General features: G+C 45.5%; 5 protein-coding genes. All 5 read left to right on the top strand.

Translation table 11 applies throughout. The features are described 5' to 3' along the window. Window positions 1-168: 168 nt before the first annotated feature. The 5 genes from DXA54_RS22565 (at window position 169) to DXA54_RS22545 (ending at window position 5,959) form a co-directional block, all read left to right on the top strand. Window positions 169-747 (top strand): UpxY family transcription antiterminator, encoded by a 579-nt coding sequence (locus DXA54_RS22565; protein ID WP_005868833.1) that lies wholly within the window; start codon window positions 169-171, stop codon window positions 745-747. Window positions 748-821: 74 nt separating this feature from the next. Beyond that, complete coding sequence (locus DXA54_RS22560; protein ID WP_120080694.1) at window positions 822-1,943, top strand: MraY family glycosyltransferase; 1,122 nt, start codon at window positions 822-824, stop codon at window positions 1,941-1,943. A gap of 13 nt (window positions 1,944-1,956) precedes the next feature. Further along, window positions 1,957-2,748: a polysaccharide biosynthesis/export family protein gene (locus DXA54_RS22555; protein ID WP_120080692.1), complete on the top strand. Its 792-nt coding sequence runs from the start codon at window positions 1,957-1,959 to the stop codon at window positions 2,746-2,748. Between the two features lie 16 nt (window positions 2,749-2,764). Next, window positions 2,765-5,155: a GumC family protein gene (locus DXA54_RS22550; protein ID WP_008782414.1), complete on the top strand. Its 2,391-nt coding sequence runs from the start codon at window positions 2,765-2,767 to the stop codon at window positions 5,153-5,155. Between the two features lie 87 nt (window positions 5,156-5,242). Then, entirely contained in the window at window positions 5,243-5,959 is a 717-nt protein-coding gene (locus DXA54_RS22545; RefSeq protein WP_005868841.1) for a tyrosine-protein phosphatase, read from the top strand. Window positions 5,960-6,000: the final 41 nt, after the last annotated feature.

Raw genomic sequence — 6,000 nt, 5'->3', positions numbered from 1 at the left:
ATTTCTCTTATGGAGAAAAATAGGAATGCGGCAAGATAAAAGACGGCATGAATGGTTGATATGACAGCCAAAAAAGACATAAATTACTATAATACAGACCAATACATAAGTTGGGATGAACTATGGGTATATCTTGACCTGCCGTAATAACTAAAAAACACACGACGAATGAGTACTCCCATAACCACAAGGGAAGATCTAACTAGAATCCAATGGTTCGCCATGAGCGCTTATAAAAACGAGAAAAAGGCGGAAGAGATGCTCAAAGGCAAGGATGGTCTAGAGTATTTCATACCGAAACACTATGCCGTAAGGGTCTATCACGGAGTGAAATCCAAAAGGCTTGTACCAGTCATCCCGAATCTCGTCTTCGTGCATGCTTCCCGAAAACAGATCACGGATTTCAAAAAAAAATATAATTTCTTACAATTCATGATGTGGGAGAAAAGCACGGGACTGAAATATATCGTGGTGCCGGATAAGCAAATGGAGAGCTTTATCAAGATTGCCTCGCAGTATGAAGAAAACACTATTTATTATAAACCGGAAGAGATTGACATACGGAAAGGTACCCACATATGTATTTACGGTGGCAAGTTCAATGGAGTAAAGGGCGTATTCATGCGGGTGAAAGGAAAACGTCGCCGCCGGGTGGTTGTGATGCTTGAAGGGATTATGGGTATATCGGTAGAAGTTCATCCCGATTTGATTGAAGTCATCAATGATTCCGATTGTGACAAATTTTGAGAGATGACACAAAAAGGAGATGATGAAGTTCCCCTTCCTCGTGGCCTTACACAAATAAAATAATATTTGAATATATGTATTTTTGGATTGTAAATTGTTCACTGGCATTTTTGCTTTGTGTTCTCTGTGCGGGTATCGTCATTCCCCAGATTCTGCTAATCGCTTTCCGTAAGAAATTGTTCGACTTTCCCGATGAGCGGAAGGTACATCATTGTGCGGTGCCCCGATTGGGTGGTATCGCATTCAAGCCGGTAGTGTTTTTCACCATAGCCCTGTTGCTAGGAATCAATATGGTGCTGGGACATTCGGAGATATTGTCCGAAATCGGGAACGACGTGTGCTCTTTGGCTTTTGCTTTCTGCTCCATCATGGTACTATATCTGGTTGGCATGGCCGATGACCTGATCGGTATCCGTTATCGTGCCAAGTTTGTCATCCAGATTCTGTGCGGCGTGATGCTTATTGCCGGTGGGGTATATATCAACAACCTATACGGTGTTCTGGGCATCCATGCGGTGCCGTTATGGTTAGGATATCCCCTGACCATCCTGATCGTGGTCTTCATCATCAATGCCATCAACCTGATTGACGGCATTGACGGGCTGGCTTCCGGGCTATGCAGTATCGCCTGCCTATTTTATGGACTGACTTTCTTTATGCTCCATCAGTATGTTTATGCCATGCTGGCGTTTGCCACATTGGGAGTGTTGGTACCATTCTTCTATTACAATGTTTTCGGGAACGCCAAACACGGAAGGAAGATCTTCATGGGCGACACAGGCAGTTTGACCATCGGCATGATGCTCTGTTTCCTCAGTCTCAAACTGACCATGTGCGGACTAGACGATAATACAGGAAATGTACATCCGATGGTGCTGGCCTTCTCACCCTTGCTGGTTCCATGCTGTGACGTGGTCAGGGTTTACCTGCATCGGGTACGCAACGGAAAGAACCCGTTCCTGCCGGACAAGAACCATATCCACCATAAGCTGCTTGCTCTCGGAATAAAGCAGCGCAATACCATGATCATCATTGTTTCCGTGTCAACTATATTCATACTGCTCAATATTCTTCTGTCCCTTTATCTCAATGTGAACTGGATCGTGCAGGGCGATATCCTGATATGGACTCTTGCCAACATCAGGCTGACGAAATCTATCGGACAACTTCAATCGGAACAGAAAACCAACAAATAAAAATCAATGAAATATGAAAATCAGATACATTTTATTCTTATTGACCGTGGCTTTCCTGCTGGGATCATGTGCCACGCCGAAAGTCGCTTATTTCACGGACCTGAAACGGGGTACCGCAGAGCAAGTCTTGAACCCGCTGGAAATCCGGATACGTCCAGAAGACAAGATTTCCATACAGGTCAACAGCAAAGACCCCTTATTAATGAACCTTTTCAACCTTCCGATCATATCCCGACAGATTGGTACGACATCAGGTACATCCAATAGTCAGGGAATATCAGGATATACAATAAATAAGGATGGGGATATTGATTTTCCTGTGCTGGGACATATCCATGTGGCAGGAATGACACGCGCGGAGATCGCCTCGTATATAAAAGAGGAATTGGTTTCAAAGAATCTCGTGAAAGACCCCGTTGTTACAGTGGAGTTTATGAACCTGACCGTTTCAGTGTTGGGCGAGGTTGCCACCCCCGGACGTTTCAATATCGAAAAGGACAAGCTGACACTTTTGGAGGCCTTAAGCATGGCCGGGGACCTTACCGTCTATGGGAAACGGGAAAACGTGCTGGTACAACGGGAGGAAAACGGGAAAAAAACCCTGTATCAGGTCAACCTGAATTCGGGATATGACCTTTATGCCTCTCCTGTGTATTATTTGCAGCAGAACGATATCGTTTATGTGGAACCCAACTCAATGAAAGCACGGCAGGCGACCGTCAACGGCAATAACGTCCGCTCAGCCTCTTTCTGGATGTCATTGGCCTCGTTGCTGACGACCATTACCGTGTTGATTGTAAAATAATATAGAATCAGATATGATGACCGTAAATCAAAAGAATATAAAACCGGGGCAGCAGGATGATTTCCTGCGAATACAGGACCTGTTATACCTGTGCCTCGCAAGATGGAAGTGGTTCGTCTTGTCTTTAGCGGTAACGATCGGTGCCGCTACTGCCTATCTGTTACGCACTCCTGCCGTATATACACGTACCGCTTCGGTATTGATCAAAGAGGATTCCAAAGGCAAGTCGGTCTCCTCGGATTTGGAATCCTTCTCGGAGTTCGGGCTGTTTCAATCCGGTACAAATGTGAATAACGAACTCATCACCTTTCGATCACCGTCTTTAATGACCGAAGTGGTTAAACGGTTGCGTCTGGATATGAATTACTTCGTTCGGGGAAAATTCCACCGTCAGGTAGCCTATGGACTGACATTACCGGTGGATGTAACGATAAATGACTTGCCTGAGAATGAATCAGCCGGTTTTACGTTGGAAATACAGCCGGACGGTACGTTATACCTATCCGACTTTATACGTAACGGGACAGATCTTGAAGAAAAGGACGTAAAGGGAAGCTTGCTCGACTCCATCACTACGCCATTGGGAAAAATCATTATCCATACAACACCCAATTACGTGAAAGGCGAGGCATATACATTATATGTAGGCAAATCCAGTCTGTATAACGCCGTCAACTCCTGCTCGTCCAATCTGTCCGTTTCATTGAACAGCGAGAAAGCGTCAGTCATAGACTTGTCATTCAAGGATAACTCCACACAGCGGGCAGAAGATGTATTGAGCATGTTGATTTCCGTTTATAACGAGAATTGGGTGAAGGACAAAAACCAGATCGCTGTCAGCACCTCAATGTTCATCAACGAGCGTCTGGGCGTAATCGAACGGGAACTGGGAAATGTGGACGAGGATATCTCCTCTTACAAGTCAGAACATCTGTTGCCCGACGTGCAGGCGGCATCGAGTATGTATATGGCTCAAAGCAGTGCGGCCAACGCGCAGATCCTGTCCCTGAACAACCAGCTTTATATGACCCGTTACATCCGGAACTATTTAGCCAACGATGCCAACCGTACCCAACTGCTTCCGGCCAACTCCGGCATTGAAAGCGCCAATATTGAATCGCAGATTGCCGAATACAACAAGCAACTGTTGCAGCGCAACAGTCTGGTTGCGAACAGCAGCACGGAAAATCCGCTGGTCGTGGATATGGATCAGGCTCTGGCATCCATGCGTGGGGCGATAATCAGATCTATCGACAATCAGATAGTGACCTTGAATTCGCAGATAAAAAGTTTGCGGCAGACGGAGCAACAGACGACATCACGTATAGCGGCCAACCCAACACAGGCCAAGTACCTGCTTTCGGTGGAGCGCCAACAGAAGGTAAAGGAAGCTCTTTACCTATTCCTGTTGCAAAAGCGTGAAGAGAACGAACTCTCACAGGCGTTCACGGCTTATAATACCCGCATTGTTACCCCGCCACACGGCAGCATGTTGCCGACATCCCCTGTGCATAAAAATATCTTTATGGTCGCATTCGCTCTGGGGCTGCTCATTCCGATAGTCATTATCTTCATGCGCGAGAATATGAATACCCGTGTACGGGGAAGGAAAGACCTGGAAAACCTGACTATACCGTTCATCGGTGAAATTCCGCTGTTCACAAGAAAGAAAAAAGGGATATTAGGAAAGAAACCGCAGGAAGTCAAGGCCGTTATCGTCAAGGAGGGCAACCGTGACATCATCAACGAGGCATTCCGCGTATTGCGTACCAACCTGGAATTTATGACCGGCAAGGACAAGACTTCGAATGTCATCATCATGACCTCATTCAATCCGGGCAGCGGCAAATCGTTTCTGACCATGAACATCGCCGTGAGCCTTGCCATCAAAGGAAAAAAAGTGCTGGTAATCGACGGAGACCTGCGCCACGCCTCTGCATCATCCTATATCGACTCTCCTGACAAGGGATTGAGCGACTATCTGGGAGGTCGTATCGATAATCTGGATGAGATCATCGTACCCGATCCGAAACATAAATCTATGGATATACTACCCGTGGGAACGATTCCTCCTAACCCAACGGAATTATTGTTCGACGAGCGGTTAAAGCAGACAATCGATACTGTAAGGGAGCAATATGACTATGTGCTGATCGACTGTCCGCCCGTTGAACTGGTGGCCGACACGCAAATTATTGAGAAACTGGCCGACCGTACCGTTTTCGTAGTTCGTGCAGGATTACTTGAACGGAGTATGCTTGCTGAATTGGAGAAAATCTACGAGGAGAAAAAATACAAGAACATGTCCCTGATCTTGAACGGGACCGAGGGAAGTGGCGGTCGCTATGGATACCGTTATGGCTATCGATATGGTTATCACTACGGTTACGGCTCAGGATACCACTAAGGTTCCGACGGAAAACAGGGTGGGGATAAATGGATGATTATTAATTAAAAAAAATAAAATGTTTTATATAAAAATACTCGTATCATTGTGTGGCCATTCAGGAAACGTATATCGCTGAAAGATAGCGGTATATTCAAGAATTTTACCGACTGTCACTCGCACATTCTGCCGGGTGTGGACGACGGTGTGCAGACGATGGAAGAAGCATTGGAAATACTGCGCCTGTATGAAGAGTTGGGCATAAAATCCGTATGGCTTACACCGCATATCATGGAAGATATGCCCAACACCACACTGCACCTCCGGGAGCGTTACGCTGAACTTCAAGCCACCTATAGCGGTCCGATAAAACTGCATCTGGCCTCAGAGAACATGCTTGACAACCTCTTCGAGGAACGGTTGGAAAAGAACGATCTGCTGCCCTTGGGTGAAAGCGGTGACCATCTACTGGTGGAAACCTCCTACTTTAACCCTCCGATGGGATTGAACAACATTCTGCTCCGCATCAAGGCTAAAGGCTATTATCCCATTCTTGCCCATCCGGAACGGTATGTTTATATGGGTGAGTCGGATTATCAACAATTAAAAGACATGGGAGTGAAGTTTCAGTTCAATCTTCCGTCAATAGCGGGTATGTATGGCAACCGGATTAAGAAAAAAGCCATGCTGCTATTAAAAGAAAAGGCTATTACTCATATAGGAACGGACATTCACAATTACAATATATTTCAAAAGTTCATTTGTACGAGTATTACAAAAAATATACAAAACTGTTTAATTGATAGTCAGACTGTTATAGTTTAAATAGATTATAATTATCGGTTATTAAGACCTGTAGATTCTGT

Source organism: Bacteroides sp. OF03-11BH (assembly GCF_003604005.1).
Lineage (GTDB): Bacteria > Bacteroidota > Bacteroidia > Bacteroidales > Bacteroidaceae > Bacteroides > Bacteroides ovatus.
This window is presented reverse-complemented; position numbering and strand designations above follow the sequence as displayed.